The sequence below is a fragment of the Methylomicrobium agile genome (assembly GCF_000733855.1).
GTDB lineage: Bacteria > Pseudomonadota > Gammaproteobacteria > Methylococcales > Methylomonadaceae > Methylomicrobium > Methylomicrobium agile.
Genome location: NZ_JPOJ01000001.1, coordinates 3,206,403 through 3,223,878 on the forward strand (window position 1 = coordinate 3,206,403; position 17,476 = coordinate 3,223,878).

The 17,476-nt window shown below is 56.7% G+C and carries 12 protein-coding genes and 2 pseudogenes; 7 read left to right on the forward strand and 7 right to left on the reverse strand.

Going from position 1 to position 17,476, the window contains the following annotated elements; translation table 11 throughout:
- Positions 1-25: 25 nt before the first annotated feature.
- Entirely contained in the window at positions 26-1,369 is a 1,344-nt protein-coding gene (xseA, locus tag CC94_RS0115060) for an exodeoxyribonuclease VII large subunit (RefSeq protein WP_005371114.1), read from the reverse strand.
- Positions 1,370-1,460: 91 nt separating this feature from the next.
- Between xseA and CC94_RS0115065 the strand changes: the two genes are divergently transcribed.
- Complete coding sequence (locus CC94_RS0115065; protein ID WP_005371116.1) at positions 1,461-1,838, forward strand: hypothetical protein; 378 nt, start codon at positions 1,461-1,463, stop codon at positions 1,836-1,838.
- A 17-nt stretch (positions 1,839-1,855) separates the two neighbouring features.
- On the opposite strand, the gene CC94_RS0115070 is transcribed toward CC94_RS0115065, so the two are convergent.
- Positions 1,856-3,805 (reverse strand): heavy metal translocating P-type ATPase, encoded by a 1,950-nt coding sequence (locus CC94_RS0115070; RefSeq protein WP_031431445.1) that lies wholly within the window; start codon positions 3,803-3,805, stop codon positions 1,856-1,858.
- A 204-nt stretch (positions 3,806-4,009) separates the two neighbouring features.
- Here CC94_RS0115070 and CC94_RS0115075 point away from each other — a divergent pair, with 204 nt between their 5' ends.
- On the forward strand, positions 4,010-4,477 hold the full coding sequence (locus CC94_RS0115075; RefSeq protein WP_031431447.1) for a hypothetical protein: 468 nt from the start codon (positions 4,010-4,012) through the stop codon (positions 4,475-4,477).
- A 49-nt stretch (positions 4,478-4,526) separates the two neighbouring features.
- Here the strand turns inward: CC94_RS0115075 and rpiA are convergent, their stop codons facing one another.
- Genes rpiA through thpR form a run of 3 tightly spaced genes read right to left on the reverse strand, consistent with a single transcriptional unit; the run spans position 4,527 to position 6,190 of the window.
- Positions 4,527-5,201 (reverse strand): ribose-5-phosphate isomerase RpiA, encoded by a 675-nt coding sequence (gene rpiA, locus CC94_RS0115080; protein ID WP_031431448.1) that lies wholly within the window; start codon positions 5,199-5,201, stop codon positions 4,527-4,529.
- Positions 5,202-5,236: 35 nt separating this feature from the next.
- Positions 5,237-5,584, reverse strand: a complete 348-nt coding sequence (locus CC94_RS0115085; protein WP_031431449.1) for a phenylpyruvate tautomerase MIF-related protein — start codon at positions 5,582-5,584, stop codon at positions 5,237-5,239.
- Positions 5,585-5,590: 6 nt separating this feature from the next.
- Positions 5,591-6,190: an RNA 2',3'-cyclic phosphodiesterase gene (gene thpR, locus CC94_RS0115090; RefSeq protein WP_036304030.1), complete on the reverse strand. Its 600-nt coding sequence runs from the start codon at positions 6,188-6,190 to the stop codon at positions 5,591-5,593.
- Positions 6,191-6,465: 275 nt separating this feature from the next.
- Between thpR and icd the strand changes: the two genes are divergently transcribed.
- The 3 genes from icd to CC94_RS0115105 all read left to right on the forward strand — a co-directional run bounded on the left by icd (position 6,466) and on the right by CC94_RS0115105 (position 12,038).
- On the forward strand, positions 6,466-7,776 hold the full coding sequence (icd, locus tag CC94_RS0115095) for an NADP-dependent isocitrate dehydrogenase (protein ID WP_031431452.1): 1,311 nt from the start codon (positions 6,466-6,468) through the stop codon (positions 7,774-7,776).
- A gap of 66 nt (positions 7,777-7,842) precedes the next feature.
- Positions 7,843-9,492 carry a SulP family inorganic anion transporter gene (locus CC94_RS0115100; RefSeq protein ID WP_031431453.1) on the forward strand — a complete coding sequence of 550 codons (1,650 nt, stop codon included), beginning with the start codon at positions 7,843-7,845 and terminating at the stop codon, positions 9,490-9,492.
- Positions 9,493-10,151: 659 nt separating this feature from the next.
- Complete coding sequence (locus CC94_RS0115105) at positions 10,152-12,038, forward strand: di-heme-cytochrome C peroxidase (RefSeq protein WP_031431455.1); 1,887 nt, start codon at positions 10,152-10,154, stop codon at positions 12,036-12,038.
- A gap of 83 nt (positions 12,039-12,121) precedes the next feature.
- Here CC94_RS0115105 and CC94_RS0115110 read toward each other — a convergent pair whose 3' ends face one another.
- Both CC94_RS0115110 and CC94_RS0115115 read right to left on the reverse strand, forming a co-directional pair.
- Entirely contained in the window at positions 12,122-13,318 is a 1,197-nt protein-coding gene (locus CC94_RS0115110; protein WP_005371130.1) for a catalase family protein, read from the reverse strand.
- A 1,135-nt stretch (positions 13,319-14,453) separates the two neighbouring features.
- Complete coding sequence (locus CC94_RS0115115) at positions 14,454-15,179, reverse strand: hypothetical protein (RefSeq protein WP_005371132.1); 726 nt, start codon at positions 15,177-15,179, stop codon at positions 14,454-14,456.
- Between the two features lie 262 nt (positions 15,180-15,441).
- On the opposite strand from CC94_RS0115115, the pseudogene istA reads away from it, so the two are divergent.
- Positions 15,442-16,973 (forward strand): annotated as a pseudogene (gene istA / locus CC94_RS0115120) (IS21 family transposase).
- Positions 16,960-17,415 (forward strand): annotated as a pseudogene (locus CC94_RS21660) (ATP-binding protein); the annotation flags it as partial. The pseudogenes istA and CC94_RS21660, both read left to right, overlap by 14 nt.
- Between the last annotated feature and the right edge of the window lie 61 nt (positions 17,416-17,476).

Sequence of the window (17,476 nt, forward strand, 5' to 3'; positions counted from 1 at the left end):
GCGGATTTTGCCGCCAGCGGCTGGCTCAGCGATCGACGATTTCACTGACAAATTGACCGTCCGCCACCCGGATTCGGATTCTGTCGCCAACCGCGAGCTGCCGCGCCGAACGCACGAGGCTGCCGCTTTCCGCCTCCGTTACCAGCGCATAGCCCCGATTCAAGGTCGCGAGCGGGCTGACCGCGTGCAAGGTCTGGCGGGTGTTCGCCAGTTTGAGCCGGTTTTGTTCCAGTTTGTTTTGCATCGCGAGCTGCAGGCGCTGTACCAGATATTGTTGCCGCTGCTGCTGGCTGCGTATCCGCGCGGCCGGGTTGAAACGCCATAATTTGGCGTTTGCGGCGGCAAGCTGATGAAGATGCTGTTGCTGCTTGCGTTGCATTCCTTGCGTCAGGCGCAGCGCCAGTTCGTCCAGCCGCTGCGCGTTGCGTCTGAGCTTTTGTCCGGGATGTTGCTGTTTCAGGCGTTTATCGAGCCATGCCAGGCGTTGGTGCGCGCCTGTCAGTTTGCGCTGCAGCAATTGTTCGAGGCGTTTTTCCGATTGCACGAAACCGTTGAGCCACTGCTGCCGGTCCGGCGTGGCATGTTCGGCGGCGGCGGTCGGGGTGGCGGCGCGCAGGTCCGCCGCGAAGTCGGCGATCGTCACATCCGTTTCGTGGCCGATTCCGGAAATGACCGGAATCGAACTCGCGGCAATTGCGCGCGCGACGATTTCTTCATTGAAGGCCTGCAGGTCTTCGAGCGATCCGCCGCCGCGCGCGACGATCAGCACCTCGCAGTCCGCGCGCCGGTTGGCGGTATCGATTGCCGCCGCCACTTCGAGTTTGGCATTGGCCCCTTGGACCGAGGCCGGATAAACGATCACCGGAATGGCCGGGAAGCGCCGTCTTAATACGCTGAGAATATCACGCAATGCGGCGCCGGTCGGCGAGGTGACGATGCCGATGGCCCGCGGCAGGGATGGCAGCGGTTTTTTGCGGGACGGATCGAACAGGCCTTCGGCGGACAGTTTCCAGCGCAAGGCTTCGAAAGCCCGCCGTAGGGCGCCGTCGCCCGCCGCTTCCAGCCGCTCGATGATCAATTGGTAATCGCCGCGCGGCTCGTACAGGCTGACCTCGGCCCTGACGATGACCTGCATCCCGTTGGCAGGTTTGCAGCGCAGTCCGCGCTGCTGATTCTTGAACAGCGCGCACCGCACCTGCGCGCCCGCATCTTTCAGCGAGAAATACAAGTGGCCTGACGAAGGCGCGCTGAGATTGGAGATTTCGCCTTCGACCCAGACCATCAAAAAATGTTCGCCGAGCGCAAGCGCGGCTTCGCGGTTCAGTTCCGAGACGGTATAAATTCGGGGTTGTAGGGTGATTGCGCTCATGGCGCGGCATTCTATCATTTTTAAAATCGTTCAGTTCGGATTCAACTTGCCGAGGTTAATCTGTCGCCGTCATCAACAAAGGAGACAGATCATGAAAAAGACAAAAATTTTGGGCGTGTTGTGCGGCTTGTTCCTGATCGGCACCGCAGAGGCGCATTCCCAGGATTATCATGGCGGGGCGGATTTTTACGGCCAGAGGGGAAGCGGCAGAATCAACGCCGACCAGTGGCAGCAGCGCCAGCGCATCAAAAGCGGGTTGGCAAGAGGACAGTTGACGCCTCGCGAATATCAGCAGTTGGCGCGTCAGCAGCAGCATATCGAGCGAGTCGAACAGCGCTTCAAACGGGACGGCCGTCTGGACTGGCGGGAGAGACAGATCCTGAAGGCAAAGCTCACGCGGGCTTCGGAAGACATTCGCGACCTCAAGCAGAACGGCGGCTATTACGGGGGCAATCGTTTTTATCGCTAAACGTTTGCGTAATAGGTTCAGAAATCCGACAGCGATTTCGGCGGCAGCGCGGCGCGCAGCGCATTCAGAATCGCGATCACATCGATCAATTCCTGCGCCAGAGCCCCGGCGACCGGGCTCAGATAGCCCATCCCGGCGGCTCCCATTCCGACCGTGCTTAATACCATGCCGCCGATCGCGCTTTGCAGGGCGATCCGGCGCATCCTTTTGCCGATATGGAACAGTTCGTCCACTTTCAAGAGCGAACTGTCCATGATGACCGCATCGGCCGCTTCGCCGGTAATGTCGCTGTTCTGCCCGAACGCAATCCCGATCGTCGCGGCGGTCAAGGCCGGCGCATCATTGATTCCGTCGCCGAGAAACACCGTTTTGGCATTCTCCGTTTCGGCCCTGACCAGCGCCAGTTTCTGTTCCGGGCTTTGGCCGGAATATACATGATCGATCCCGACCCGCTCGGCCAGATAACGGACTTCGGATTCCCGGTCGCCCGAAACCAGCATCACCCTGTCGAACAAATGGCTCGGCTGAAGATGATTGATGAACGAGGAACTGTCCGCGCGGACTTCGTCGCGGAATTGCAGCGTTGCAGCATACCGCCCGTCGACCAGCACGATGCATTCCAGGCCGCCCGATATTTCCGGCAAACGCGCGAGCGCATCGGGAGAACGGGCGATAAACGATTTGCGGCTGGTGATCGCCACTTTTTTGCCCGAGACCAGGCCGGAAATGCCTTGACCCGGCCGCTCGGTGATTTGCTCGACCGGCCGCAGAGGGAGCGCCGTTTTCTCTGCCGCTTTCAGAATCGCGCCCGACAAGGGATGTTTCGAATAGCGTTCGAGGCTTGCCGCCAGCGCCAGGACTTCGCGCTCGTCGAAGGCGGGATCGGTCTCGATCGCGACCAGGGACGGACGGCCGTAGGTCAAGGTGCCGGTCTTATCGAAAATGGCGGTTCGGCACAGGCCCAGATTTTCCAGAACCGCCGGGTTCTTGATGATGATTTCGCGCTTAGCGGCCAGCGAGATCGAACTGATGAGGGTTACCGGAATCCCGATCAGCAAAGGGCAGGGGGTTGCGACCACCAGCACGGCCAGAAAGCGGGCCACGTCGCCGCTGAAATACCAGGCCGCCGCCGCAATCGCGAGCGCGAGCGGCGCGTACGAGGCGCCGAGCCGGTCGCCGAGCCGCCGGATTTTGGGACGAGAGTTTTCCGACGCGCGCATCACTTCCATGATCTTCGCATAGCGCGAGTCCGCCGCCAGTTTATCGGCGCGTACCGTTAGCGCGGCGTCGCCGTTGATCGCGCCGGACAAAACCGGAGAACCCGCGGTTTTTGACATCAAGTACGGTTCGCCGGTCAGATAGGACTCGTCCATCGTACTCGTGCCTTCGAGCACGGTGCCGTCCACCGGGCAGATTTCATGCGGCAGGATCACCAGTGTATCGCCGACCTGGATTTTTTCGACCGCGACATCGGCCAGCGCCTCGCCGGTTTTCCTATGCGCGATCGACGGCATTCGCTTCGCCAGCGCTTCGAGTACCGAAGAGGCTTTGCGCAACGCATAGGTTTCGAGCACCGCCCCGCCCGACAGCATCAGCACGACCAGACTGCCGGCCAGCCACTCGTCCAGCCACACGGAGGTGACGATCGATGTGCCGGCCAACAGATCGGCGCCCAGATCGCCGTGCAGCATTTTCGCCAGCAGGCGGTAAAGCAACGGGACACCGCCCAGAACGAGTACAGAGATTAAGGGGAACTGCATTAGCGCAATGGCGGCGTCGAAACCGTAACGGAAGACAGGTTCAGGCTCGGGACCGAACGAAGCCGAAAGTGATAGTCGATAGGTTTGGCCGCCGGCAGCGGATGCATAGCGGAGCCACAGGTGAGTGCCGATGCCGGCCAGACTTAACAAAGCTATTCCTTGTTCGGAACCGAACGGGGATGATTTTGCATACGAGAACTTCGGCATCGGGATTTCGAAAATCTGTCCTTAAAAATGAGTGAATAGCCGCGGGCGGGTGCGCTGATGATATTGCTTATCCGATAACCGGCGAATATTGGTTATAATTTCGGCCGTTTTTTATAAACGATAAACAAGCGGCATTGTGGCCTGCTTTTTCCGATGCCGCGACAAATCGATAATTACAATAAATTCCTGATTAGGTAGAGTATCATGCGTCAATTTTTCCTGGGTTCATTGCTGGCTGCGGCGGCGTTCGTGGCGTTTCCTGTCCGTGCGGAGGTGTTAGGCAAAGACGGTTTGCCGGCGCCGGTCGTCGATCAATTGTATAAAAAGCATCCGAATGCGGCGGACATCAGTGCGCTGCCCAAAAAGCACTTCAATCAAGAACTGTATCAGATTCATTTCAAGGACGGCGAAGAATCGCTGATCGAATATTATCGCAAGAACGGCTATTTCTTCGTCAGCGCGCCGGTGATCGATCCCTCCGGCTTGTTGCCGCCCGGAACCCTGGAGAATCTGAAGGCCGAATTTCCGAACCACGAGATCAAGGAAGCGATTCAGGTTGCGAATCCGAACGGGGCGGGGGAGGCCTTCGATTTTACCCTCGACGTTTCCGGTGCCCAGTGGGCTGTCTCGGTTGACGGTGACGGCAAAATCACCGAGAAAGAGCGTTTCTGATCGACGCGCTTCGTTCCCGCGCAGGCACGCGGGAACGGGATCGCCCTATTCAAGCCAATTGCTCCTCGATTTGTCCATCCTGGGCGCAAAACACTGCGCTGGCCAGACGGCTGAAAATGCCGTGTTCGACGACTCCCGGTATCCCGTTCAGCACCGTATCCAGTTTGCGGCTGTCGAACGCTTCAGGAAAAACCGTATCCAGCACCAGACTGCCGTGCGAGGTTACTACCAGGCCGTCCTTGTTCGGCGTCTGCCGCAGTTCGGCCTTGCCGCCGACCGTGGCGAGGCTTTCCCTAACCAGCCGCCAGGCGAACGGAATCACTTCGACCGGGATCGGATAGCGCTCGCCGATCCGGCCGACGCGCTTGCCCGGATCGATCAACACCCAGAATTCCCGGCTTGCGCCGGCCAGGAGTTTCTCGCGGACCAGGTCGTAGCCCCGGCCTTTCAATAAGGTCATGTCCGGCGCAACTTCGTCGGCGCCGTCGACATACACGTCTAGGCCGGATAACTGTTCGATCGGGATCTGCGGCAGCCCGAGTTCGCGCGCTTTGATCGCGCTGACCATGGAACTGGCGATCGTCTTGATGTTCAATCCCTCCTGATGCCGCTTCGCGAGCGCTTCGATGAAGCAATTCGCGGTCGAGCCGGTGCCGAGACCGACGATCATGCCGTCTTCGATTTTCTGCGCCGCATGCTGGGCGACCAATGCTTTGTCGTTCATGATTGGTTTTCTCCGGTGAAGAAAGAGCTTTCCCGTCAGCCGAACGTCGAACCGTTCCAGCCCCAGAATTCGGCCGGGCAATTGCCGAATTCGATATAGATCCGGTTCGCAGGAATCGCCAGGGCCGTTTCGAGCTGCCGGCTCAAGGCCGCGGACAGCGATTTCGCCTGCTTCGCCGAAAGGCCGATGCTTTTGCATTCGAGATAGGCCAAGGGCTCGGCGCTGCCCGCGAACAGCATCGCCTTGCCGGCATTCAGTTCGACCAGCACATAGCGTTCGGGTTTGCCGGTTTCGGCGGCGACCAACTGCGACAATTGGCTCAGCAGTTCGGGGGATTTGGCGTTGTCGACGTCGACATTCGTGTTCAGTTTTAGATAGGGCATGGCGTTTTAGGGGCGGTGGGTGGAGGCGTTATCGCCGATTATAATGCCGCCTTCCGGATTTGTTAATCCGGGACGGGGTTCGGTTTCCGCTCCGGCTTTTGTCGGTGTTTGCCAGGTTTTCAGCACCCGGTAGACGACGCCTTCCGGTGTCGAGCGGGATTCGACCAGGCAGAAAGCGCCGGACTGCCAGACGATCGGTTCGAAGGCCAGCGGAGGCAGTGCTTTGGCCTTTCTGAGCAACGTCACGTGCGCCTGATAAGGTCGGTCGTCCGTACGGATTTCCAGCGCGGCGGCGATCCGGTTCAATGCATCGACCAGCGAGGTTGCCGCGGTATCTTCCGGTTTGCCGGTCAGGCAAATGATTTGGGGCCTGCGCCAGTAATCCAGCGCGTCGAAACGGATTGAAATCTTCGCGAAGTCGACCGTTCCGGCCGCCTCAATGAGCTTCGCTTCGACCGTTTCGTCGACACTGCCGATGAAAACCAGCGTCACATGCAGGTTATCCGCTTGCACCGGCCGGCCGGCGGTTTTCAGCGCGGCGGAGACCGCCGCGCATCTTGCGCGGATTTCAGGGACGGGCCAGAGGGCAAAAAACAAGCGTTTCAATGGCGTGATCTCCCGCCTTTTTTCCGAGGCGCGTGCACTGTGAAATCCCTTATCGACTGTCGACAGCTTTTTTGCGAGTCCATTTCGCGGTCCTTCTTTCGGGACGAATCCGCCGCCTCTGCCGAAGCTTCGAAAGGAGCCGGTACGAAGATACCTCAACGGCTAAGACAAAGCCAATCGCTTTTTGTTATGATGCCGCCAAAGCGATTCCAATACGCCGCAGATCCCGTTTGATGCGGCGGTCCCGTCAGCCCACGATTGCAAAGGAGACGCCTATGACAGGTCCCACGCTGATTCCGCCCCCCGGCGGCGTTCCGATTACCATGCAGAACGGCAGGCTGGCCGTTCCGGACAATCCGATCATCCCTTACATCGAAGGCGACGGCACCGGGCCCGACATCTGGCGCGCGACCGTGCGCGTGCTGGATGCGGCGGTCGCGAACGCATACGGCGGCCGGCGCAAAATCCATTGGCTCGAAATCTTTGCCGGCGAAAAAGCCTTCCGCGAGTTCGGCACTTGGCTGCCGGATGCGACCGTCGAGGCCTGCCGCGATTACCGGGTGTCGATCAAAGGGCCGCTGACCACGCCGGTCGGCGGCGGCATCCGTTCGCTGAATGTGGCGCTCCGGCAATTGCTCGACCTGTACGTCTGCCTGCGCCCGGTCCGCTGGTTCAAAGGCGTGCCGTCGCCGGTCAGAAAGCCCGAGTCGGTCGACATGGTGATCTTCCGGGAAAACACCGAAGACATTTATGCGGGGCTGGAATTCGAGCAGGGCAGCGAAGAGAACCGGCGTTTTCTGGCTTTGCTGCAAGAGCATTTCCCGAAGCATTATGCGAAAATCCGTTTTCCCGACACCTCGGGCATCGGCATCAAGCCGGTTTCGCAGGAAGGCACCGAGCGCCTGGTGCGGGCCGCGATCTCTTATGCGCTGATGAATCAGCGTAAAAGCGTCACGATCGTGCACAAAGGCAATATCATGAAGTTTACTGAAGGCGCGTTCCGGAGTTGGGCTTATGCGCTGGCCGAGCGGGAATATCCCGAGCAGACTTATACCTGGTTGCAGTGGGAAAAAACCAGGGCGGCTCGGGGCGAAGCGGCCGCGAATAAGGAGCAGGCCGACGCATTGGCGCAGGGCCGGCTGTTGATCAAGGACGCGATCGCGGACATTACGCTGCAACAGGTGTTGACGCGCCCGGACGACTTCGACGTGATCGCCACGCTGAATCTGAACGGCGATTACCTTTCCGACGCGCTGGCCGCGCAGGTCGGCGGGATCGGCATCGCGCCGGGCGGCAATATCAACTATCAGAACGGCGCCGCGGTGTTCGAGGCGACTCACGGCACCGCGCCGAAGTATGCGAATCAGGACAAGGTCAATCCGGGATCGCTGATTCTGTCCGGCGAAATGATGCTGCGTTATCTGGGCTGGACCGAAGCGGCCGACGCGGTGATTCGGGCGATGGACGCCGCGATCGCGGGTAAACGGGTCACCTATGATTTCGCCCGGCTGATGGAGGGCGCGACCGAGGTCAAATGCAGCGAATTTGCGGATGTAATGATTGCTCGTTTAAAAGAGCGACCGTAAAAGATGCAGCCTTTTGCAGCGCTGTAAAAGGCTATCCTACTTCACCTTAACGAGGTTCTTTATTTAATGACCCTGCAATCTGGAATGCCGCCATCATCCGGCCTGGATGCCTTGAAGACGAACTGGCGCAGCGATCTGCTCGCCGGTTTTTTTGTGTTTTTGATCGCCTTGCCGTTGTGCCTGGGCATTGCGATCGCCTCCGGCTTCCCGCCGTCGGCGGGCATTATCACCGCCATCGTCGGCGGGCTCCTGGTGTCGCGGGTGAACGGTTCCCATGTGACGATCAATGGCCCGGCGGCCGGCTTGATCGTGGTGATCCTCAGCGCGGCGCAAGCGCTGGGCGATGGCGATCCCTTGGCCGGCTACCGCTATACGCTGGCCGCGATCATGCTGGCCGGCGCTTTGCAGGTGCTGATGGGCGTGTACAAGGCCGGCCAGTACAGTGCGTTTTTTCCGCCTGCGGTCGTGCACGGGATGCTGGCGGGGCTCGGGATCATCATCATCGCCAAACAGAGCCATGTGATGCTGGGCGCCGGCCCTGCGGAGGGAAGCATTTTTGCGACAATCGCGCAGATTCCGCACAGCCTCTTAAATCCCGATCCGGTGATCGCCTTCATCGGCCTGAGCGGACTGGCCCTATTGATTTTCTGGCCACGGCTCAAACAGCCGAAATTGAAAGCGGTTCCCGCCCCGTTGGTCGTGCTGCTGACCGGGATGGGGCTGGGGCAGATTTTCGGGGTGCAACATGAGCATTGGCATCCCTTTCTGTCGGACTCGGAGCTGCAAGCCGGCCATGCGCATGCGATCGCGCCGCGGTTTCTGGTCGATATTCCGGACGAATGGTCGTCCTTTTTCCAACTTGCCGACTATTCTAAGGCGCTGACGCTGAAATTCTGGGGCGCGGTGCTCAGCATTTGCCTGGTCGGCAGCCTCGAAACGCTGCTGAGCGCGACTGCGGTCGACAAACTCGATCCTTACAAGCGCAAGTCCGATCTCGACCGCGATCTGGCGGCGGTCGGCCTGGGCAATACGGTCGCCGGTTTTATCGGCGGTTTGCCGATGATCGCCGAGATCGTGCGGAGTTCGTCCAATATCCAGTACGGCGCCAGGACCGGCTGGGCCAATTTTTTCCACGGCCTGATCCTGTTGGCGTTCGTCGTGTTGTTTCCGCACCTGATCCATAACATTCCGCTGGCGTCGCTGGCGGCGCTGCTGGTTTACACCGGCTTCAAGCTCGCTTCGCCCAAAACTTTCAGCCAGGTCTGGGCAATCGGCGCCGAGCAGTTGGGTTTGTTCTTGATTACGATGATCGGCGTATTGGCGACCGATTTGCTGATCGGCGTCACGCTCGGCATCGCCGCTAAACTGGTCATCCACCTTGTGCGCGGGGTGTGGCTGAAAAACATGTTCAAAATCCATTTCTCCATCCGGCAGACAGGAACCGATACGATTGTCGTCAAATTGTCGGGTTCGGCCCTGTTTTCGAACTATCTGCCGCTGAAACACGCCGTGGAAGGTTTGGAAAAAGGCAAGACCGTCATTTTCGATTTCACGGACGGCTATCTGATCGATCATACCGTGATGGATTTCATCCACGATTTCAGCCGGGATTATAAAGCGCAGGGCGGCGTTTGCCGAGAAGTCGGCCATGCGCTGGAGCGGTTTTCCGATCATGCGCTGGCTGCGAGATTGATGACCGCGGACGACAGGAAATAATACCCTGAAGTAATTTGTTCATTTACAAAGTTCGGAGACCGGCGGCAACGCTCGCTTGGCGCTGTCGTTGTTTCCGAGCCGGGCACGCCGGTATGGTTTCAGTGCTGGAACGCTGCCGAATCCACTCGAAAATAATCCCTTCCGGTTCCACTCTGGGTAAGCATTGGCTTTGAACGAGATCAGTTACTGTACTGTGATCTACCGCGCGCTTTATGCTTAGGATTTGGTCGACATTACTCCCTCTCGTTCCCCCGCCGAGCGCTTATCGTCATATCCCCGGCTTGGGTTATACCCTCAAAGAGCACAAACCGTTGCAGGGTACGCTCGACTGCAGGGATGCGGGAGTTAGGGCAACGCATGGAGCAGTCCGAGTGCGTACCTTTTCAATCCCTCAGGGTACGCGCAACGTACCCTACGACTGAAAACAGGAATGATCGGGCGGCATGCCGGGAGGTTATTTTTAGCCACATCCTTAAGGTTTAATTTCCTTATGTCGTTTACTAGATAAATTTCCTACCCCGAGCGCGAGCTGACGTATAATGCTGAGCGTTTTCAACGAACCGGTTTCGGCCGGCAACACTTCTTGAGGAAGCGCCTTGGAACGGCTTTCTCGTCCGCTAAAACAATAACAACCTATTGATCGACAGGGGGAAAATTCCATGACAATGCGACACCAGCTATTCAGATTGAAATATCTTTCTTCCGTTACGTTAACGGCCGCGGCTTGCCTATTGCCCGGACTACAGCCGGCCAATGCCGCACCCGGCCCGATTTATGCGGAGCAGGGCGAGCAGTGGACTGCGGCGGCGCGCCTGCAATATTATTCCCAGGATCAGGGCTCCAGAGTCATGCCGCTACAGTGGTTCCAGGCGCTGAAACAGCTGAACGGCAAGCCGTTTTTGGAGGACAGCCTGTCCCGCTACGGTTATTTGCCGAATCCCGCCGGCAAGATCAAGGGCTTACCGGTTGGCTTTACGACCAACGGCAGTTCGGTCGGGATGACCTGTTCCGCCTGCCATACCCGGGAAATCGAGGTGGACGGCCAGGGCTACCGGATCGACGGCGGACCGGCCATCGCCGACTTTCAAAGTTTCGCGGCCGATCTGGACAGCGCGGTCGGGCAGATCTTGGACGATCAGAAATCCTTCGATGATTTCGCGGCCGCTGTGTTGGGCGGCGTTCCCTCGGCCGAGCAAAAGTCGAAGCTGCGGCAGAACGTCGAGACCTGGTACCTGCCTTATCATACGATCATGAGCATCGCATTGCCGAAGGACAAGCCCTGGGGGCCTGTGCGCCTCGATGCAGTGGCGATGATCCTGAACCGGCTGACCGGGCTGGATATCGGCACGGCACCGGATCATATCATTCGCTCGAATATCCGGCTGGCCGACACGCCGGTGCGCTATCCGTTTGTCTGGAACGCCCCGATCCAGGACAAGACCCAGTGGCCGGGCTTTGCGGACAACGGTAATGCATTACTGGGATTATCGCGCAATTACGGCGAAGTACTTGGCGTGTTTGCGGATTTCTATCCGCAAAAGGTGCCCTGGCGGATTCTCGGCTACGATTATCTGCAGCACAATTCGGCCAATTTCGACGGGCTTAAGTCGGTCGAAAACCTAGTCAAGAAAATCGGCCCGCCGGAATGGCCCTGGAAAACCGGCAAGTGGGCGGTCGATGCGAAACTGGCCGCTCGGGGCAAGCGGATTTACGAAAGCAAAACCCAGACCGAAAACGGAGGCTGCGCGGCCTGTCACGGCATTCGCGATGGCGTGCCGCGCGCCTTGAATAAAACCTGGGCGACGCCGCTGTGTTATGTCGGCACCGACGCGAAAGAGTTCGACTTGTTTGCGTTGACCGTAGATACCGGCGTGCTGGCCGGAGCGAAGATTCCGTTCCTCGAACAGCCGCTGAAGGCACAGGGCGAAAATGCGGTCAAGGTCTTGAGCTTGGTCGGTATGGGAACGCTCCTGCAATATACCGCCTCGCCGAAAGCGCTCGATCTGGAATTGAAGGCGCAAACCAAGCTCGGACTCGTCGAGCGGTTGGCCGGCGACGTCAAGAACGGCAAACTTAAGGAAATTACCGATCAGCTGCGGAAACAACAGGCGGACATGGTCACCCCGGAAAATGCGGTGCTGAAAGGCATGTATCATTCGATGCCGACGGCTGCCAAGGCCCCAACCGACGGGTACCGCTGCAAGGATAAATTCACCGATCCGAATCCTGCGATTGCCTACGAATCGCGCGTTCTGGAGGGCATCTGGGCAACCGCGCCTTACCTGCACAACGGTTCGGTGCCGACGCTGGCGGCGCTGCTGGAACCGGTCGAAAACCGCCCTGCCGAGTTCAAAATCGGTCCGGCCTACGATCCCGAAAAAGTCGGGCTGGCGGTCGAGCAAAGCAAATTCGATTACGTGCTGAAAACGACCGATTGCGAAGGTGCCAACGCCAAATCCGGCAACAGCCGCTGCGGCCATGAGTTCGGTACGAAGCTGTCGAAAGAGGAAAAGGCCGCGTTGCTGGAATATTTGAAAATTCTATAAAGGAGAGTGGCGGCGATTGCTCGCCGAGGTTGTAAATGGGGTTCCCGGGCAGGGCGCGGGAACCCCAAAAGGGAATTATTGAGTTATTTGTTCAGCCTGTATTGCGCCGAAATCTCATCAATCCTTTTTCGTAGCCGATTGATGCCGCCGATCGGCTGGTATTCGGGCAGGGCGTGCCACGGAGTAAACGCCAATCGTTCGCAACGGGCGATCGTTTCGGGACTGTCGATCTCCTGCGGAGAAGGGATCGTAATCCTGGCCACTTCGACGAACGGGTATTTTTTTTCGTCCCATACCGTTGTGGCATTCTCAATATCGGCTTCAGATACATCGTTTCTGATTTGGACGCGAAAATCGAAAACGAGCGGTTCGTTTCCTTTCAGGGACTCGATGAGCGAATTGCGGAGATAGTTGTCTGCGGACGGGTGGGGAACTCTGGTCGGCGGTATTTCGATACGAGGACGGGCGGAAAACTTCATCACGCGGTCGGGCCCGAAAAGAAACGGCGCGGCACTGAAATAAGAAACGCCTAACGGATTGGCTATCGGCGTGGTTTGGATCGACTGCACGATTTTGAAGGTTGACAGGATGGACTGAATGTCGTCGGACTCGATCTTTTCCTCCTCCATATATTTCATGACTGCTTTTTTCTCGATATCGTCCAGCCTCGGATCCCGGAGACAGCATGGGGCAAAAAAAACTGCCGGCCTGTCATTGTGCGTGCCTGGAATCCGATGCAGCCGATGATAATCCTCGATATTCGCAAACGTGAAATTCGGCTGATCGATCATCAAAAAATCCTGGTTGTTCTCTCCTTGATCTTTGCTCAATACGTTTCCCTCGACATCGAACACTTTGATCGCCATGCCGCGGCATCCATGCTTTCCGGTTTTGTCGATATCCGGACTTACCAGGGCGACCGTACTGGAAAACCGGATGATGGATTCATAGCGTTTTCCGGGCTTGTCGAACAAACCAATCCGATATTCCTTCGGCAGCTCAGGATCAATTTGGAAGACTGCTTCTACGCAGCCGTGCGATTTGGGATGAACGTCTCGAAGTAGCCGGGCAGACTCCGGATAACCCTCGCTCAGAAATTTCCGTTGTTCCCCGGTAAGCGAACAATGTCTTTCGAGCAGTTTGACTAGAACATCCGCAATCTCGTCAATCAGACGGTTTTCCAGATCGGGATCGGGTATGTGCTCGAAAGAGGATTTCGGAATTTCGGCGGTACGTTTTCCGGAGCCGCCCCGTGCGGAATTTTTAGGAGGTCTGGGCATGGTAACTCTCCAAGTGAAGTTTTTGAAAAATTCGCATAGAGTCTGGAATGTATAGTTATTCGACCATTCCGGTTTTTTGGCTTTTATACCTTCGGATATAATAGATTGATTAATAAACCAAGCTTTTGTATTGGTTTTTGCAGAGGGCACCGAAAGGGAAGAAAGCATTCGGAATGCAAACCGGCCTAGCTTATTTGTTGGATTTATAAAAAAATATTAAATTAATAGAAGTAAATCCTAAGACTGGTTATACAGATAGACAAAGGCTTAATTACAAGGTCATCAATTTAAAACAAACGCCATATATCATTCAATTTTTAATATATCAGTAAAAAATTAAGATTACATTAATTGAGTGCTATTTTTAGACGTAAAAAATTTATTAATCGTTCTTTATATTAAAATTAAATTAAAATATCAAGTCATTTGTTCTCTAAGTAGGTATGCATAAAAAACCGGGTAAAATCAGGGTATGTGATGGCAGGTTGTAGAGCGATCAATGAAGTATGTGAATCGATTAAGCGAAGCGGAGCAGCGCCCGCTGTTGGAGGCTTCTCGTTATGTCTCGTGGCCGCGTTTTTGGTAGCGGGCGTATGCGGTGCTTTTGAGTGGTAAGCGCTACCGTTTAATCCAGTTAGCGGATACCTTTGCGGTCGATCGAGACACGGTGTCGGGATGGCTAAAGGAAACTCTGAATAAGTCCAACCTCTGCGATAAGATATCCTTACCGCCATTTTCGAGAGGATACCCGCATAAAGCAACTTGGCCTGAGCGCTACGCTGTTTGTGAAGAAGCCGAAGCAAACGCGGCGTCAACGATTTCTACAGGAAATGGAGCAGGTGATGCCATGGCGTTTGTGGGAAAGACGAATTGCCCCGCACTACCTTCGTTCGGTTTCAGTCAGTTTTACGCGATATTTTTTTGCTGGCATAGGGTAATTATTTCAATTTCATTAGTTTGCTGCAGGAAATTAAAATATTACATAGAAGTTACGCATTGACGTCAGCCTGAAATTCTGGGTTCAAATGCGCCATAGTAGGCATAAGAATACCAATAAACCTGGCAATGACGCCGTTGAACAGGTGGCGCTGGACACTGTAACAGTTGTCTATTAACCTTTGGTGCTGGTTTTTATTTAAAGATTGAACCCCGCGATGGATAGAGGAACGAACCCATCGTTCAGCGCAGGCAAGCCGTCCCAAGCGATCAAGAGGTTGAAAGCCGCTACCGCCATGGCGAGATGGGCCTGAAAATAGTCGGCCGTTTGATGGCGCATTTTTTTTGTATGGGAAACGACGGTGAGCATCGAGTAAACGGTTTCCACTAGCATTCTGCCATTCCACTGGACTCGGGGACAGATCTTGAGATTGGGCGGATCGCCTTTTGCCGCATGGAAACTGGTATCAGCCAACATCACGCAACGGTCCTTAAAGACCTCAACGATCGGATGGAACCACGTATCGTGAGCATTGGCGATCGCCCAGGCCCAGCCGATGATTTGGCCCAAATGGTTGAGGGCCAGGCATAACTTGCCGCCCACGATCCAGCGGTGGTTGAAAATACCCGGTTCCCCCCAACCCTTGGGGTTGCGGCCCCGGCGTATCGGGTGGATCAGTTCGATGCCGTAGCTGTCGATGACGCCGAGCAGACGGGGTTGGGCAAGAAACAGCTGAGCCCACTGCCAATGCGTCTTCAGGCGGCGAAACAAGCGGGTACGCTCGGGCAGGGTGGGAAAGCAAGCCGTGCAATTGCGTGTCAGCCAGCGGTAGAAGGCACGACTGCCGACACCTTTGAGAGCGAACAACAGACCAATGGTCACCAGTTCGCTTGGCCAAAGCGATGCCTGGTTATGGTCAAACACTTAACACTCTTTAGACCTTCTCCATGGCCCACCTACCATTTAGCTAGCACCAAAGGTTACTACAGTAATTTAGATGAATAAAAGCCACTGAGCGGTTCACCCCCACGCTCGTGGGGAACACCGCCATGGCCGCTGTTAATGGCCAATTAAACTGAGCCAAATTGGCCAACAATTTTGAGCCACTTTTTCAGACTTTATTTTTCTCAAAGTATTTGCCACAGTCCCTGATTTTTGTTCAGGGACCGGCATGAAGGAGTGGATCGTGATCCATCAGATCAAAGCGTTATACAACCATGGCAATGGCTTATCGGAGCGGCAGATTGCCAAAGCATTGGGGATTTCCCGCAACACCGTCAGCAAGTATTTGAAGCTACCGGAACCGGCGATTACGACCCTGTTGTCCGACACGGACCGCGTCAAGAAACTGGACGATCACCGCGACTACATCATTCAACAGCTGCAAACCTATCCGGGCCTGTCGGCCGTGAAAGTGCTGCGTAAGTTGAAGGCCAAAGTCGATGATATGGCGGTGTCCGACCGGTCGGTACGGCGCTATATCCAGGCGTTGAAGCAGGAGATCAGCTTCAAACAGTCCCGCTATTACGAACCGGTGCTGGATATGATCCCGGGCGAGCAGTGCCAGGTCGACGGCGGCGAGCTGCGCGGGGTGATGATCGGCGGTAGAGAAACCACGGTGTATTTCACGGTATTCGTGCTGTCCTATTCGCGCTTGCTGCATGTATCGGTATCCCAGCGCCCGACCGATACCGGCATGTTGATTCACCAGCACGATGCGGCCTTCCGCTATTTTGGCGGCATGCCGCAGGAATGCGTGTACGATCAGACCAAGCGGGTGGTGATCAATGAGGTTTTCCGGGAGTTAACCTTGAATCAGCGTTTCCATCAGTATGCGACGGCCGCCGGGTTTCATATCCGGACCTGTGAAGGTTATGATCCGGAAAGCAAAGGCAAGGTTGAAGCCGGGGTCAAATACGTTAAACACAACGGGCTGTACGGCGAGACCTTCGTCGATTGGCGTGATCTGGAGCAGTATGTGGCCGACTGGCTGGACCGCACCGCCAATCAACGCCGCCACGGCAGCACTGGCCAGTCTCCGCGTGCCTTGTATGCGCGTGAGGAAAAAGCCAGGATGTTGCCGTATCTGCCCCCGTCCTGTCTCGATGCCGCAGCGGCCGTCGTGGTGACGCGTAAAGCCGACAAGACCGGCCTGATCGCCTGGCAATCGAATAAATACTCGGTGCCGATGGCGTATCAAAATGCGCGGGTTGGCGTTTGCGAACAAGACGGCCAGCTCCGCATCAGCGACTTGAGCAGCGGCGAAGTGATCGCCGAACATGGCGTGTGTCTGGACAAAGGGCAGATCCTCAAGAACACCCATCATTACCGCGACAGGGACCTGCGCGTCGAAGCGCTGGAACAGGAACTGCAACAGTTGTTGGGTCACCCCGATCGGGCGTTGGCGCTCTGCACGGTGCTGAAAGCCTCTTCGCCGAAAATCTACAAAGACCAGCTGGCGGGCGCCAAACAGGTGCTGGCCGAGCACCTACGCTGCCACGGTGCCTTGCCGGAAGCGCTCTGGCAACGGCTCCTCGACACGCCGCGCCTAACCGCCACCGGCCTTAAGGAACGGCTGGCCGCCTACCAGCAACACCCTGAACGCATCACACCGGCCGAGGTAAAGCCGGCGACCAGTCCGGCTCGGCCGTCCTGGCCCGTTATGCCGCCCTGCATGGCCACCCCACTGGCCAGGGAGTGAGCCATAGCGTCCATTAACAGCGTCGCCCAGAAGTACCGCAGTCTCTGCCTGGCCGGTATTGCCGACGCTCTGGAACAACTGTTGAACCAAGCCGAAGCCCATGAAAGCTCCTATCTGCATTTTGCCGAAAGCCTGGTCCTGCACGAAAAGCAACAACGCAACGGCAAGCGCATCGAGCAAAACCGTAAACGCGCCGGCTTTCCGCTGCACAAAAGCCTGGAAGAGTTCGATTACCGGTTCTAGACCACGATCAGCAAACGCGAGGTCAACAGCCTGCTCGACTTCGGCTTTATCGACAACCGCGACAACGTCGTCTTTATCGGACCGCCCGGCGTCGGCAAGACCCATCTGGCCATCGGCATCGGTCTGAAAGCCATCGACGCCGGCTACAAAGTCTGCTTCCACACCGCCCTCAGCCTGATGGAAACCCTGGAAGTGGCCGAACTCAAAGGCGAATTAACAATAATGGGAAATCCCCCGGCTCTGCCGGGGAGACAGCAAAAGTTTGACAATAAGAGGA

Bases quoted from the DNA above. Each gene is read 5' to 3' on its own strand.
- xseA (WP_005371114.1), bottom strand. From the start codon at position 1,369: ATGAGCGCAATCACCCTACAACCCCGAATTTATACCGTCTCGGAACTG.
- CC94_RS0115065 (WP_005371116.1), top strand. From the start codon at position 1,461: ATGAAAAAGACAAAAATTTTGGGCGTGTTGTGCGGCTTGTTCCTGATC.
- CC94_RS0115070 (WP_031431445.1), bottom strand. From the start codon at position 3,805: ATGCCGAAGTTCTCGTATGCAAAATCATCCCCGTTCGGTTCCGAACAA.
- CC94_RS0115075 (WP_031431447.1), top strand. From the start codon at position 4,010: ATGCGTCAATTTTTCCTGGGTTCATTGCTGGCTGCGGCGGCGTTCGTG.
- rpiA (WP_031431448.1), bottom strand. From the start codon at position 5,201: ATGAACGACAAAGCATTGGTCGCCCAGCATGCGGCGCAGAAAATCGAA.
- CC94_RS0115085 (WP_031431449.1), bottom strand. From the start codon at position 5,584: ATGCCCTATCTAAAACTGAACACGAATGTCGACGTCGACAACGCCAAA.
- icd (WP_031431452.1), top strand. From the start codon at position 6,466: ATGACAGGTCCCACGCTGATTCCGCCCCCCGGCGGCGTTCCGATTACC.
- CC94_RS0115100 (WP_031431453.1), top strand. From the start codon at position 7,843: ATGACCCTGCAATCTGGAATGCCGCCATCATCCGGCCTGGATGCCTTG.
- CC94_RS0115105 (WP_031431455.1), top strand. From the start codon at position 10,152: ATGACAATGCGACACCAGCTATTCAGATTGAAATATCTTTCTTCCGTT.
- CC94_RS0115110 (WP_005371130.1), bottom strand. From the start codon at position 13,318: ATGCCCAGACCTCCTAAAAATTCCGCACGGGGCGGCTCCGGAAAACGT.